Annotated in this window: 1 pseudogene; it reads left to right on the top strand. The window is 52.0% G+C overall.

The features are described 5' to 3' along the window. A pseudogene (locus AB5935_RS26290) lies at nucleotides 1-250 on the top strand (acetyl-CoA hydrolase); the annotation flags it as partial.

The following is a 250-nucleotide window of genomic DNA, read 5'->3' as shown; positions in this document are numbered from 1 at the left end:
CCAACTGGCCGGACGAAGCGCGTTCTTTCGCTGCCGCTGATCCGTTGACCGACAAAATCGGCCAGAATGTTGCCGACTTCCTTGCAGCCGACATGAAACGCGGTATTATCCCGTCCAGTTTCTTGCCTTTGCAATCGGGTGTAGGAAACATCGCCAACGCCGTACTCGGTGCATTGGGACGTGATAAAACGATTCCTGCATTCGAAATGTACACAGAGGTAATCCAGAATTCCGTGATCGGATTGATTCG

It is taken from the genome of Phocaeicola sp. RTP21198st1_B8_RTP21198_201120, assembly GCF_040929485.1.
In the GTDB taxonomy this organism is placed as follows: domain Bacteria; phylum Bacteroidota; class Bacteroidia; order Bacteroidales; family Bacteroidaceae; genus Phocaeicola; species Phocaeicola dorei.
Note: the sequence above shows the minus strand (reverse complement) of the source record. Positions and strands in the feature narration are given on the sequence as shown.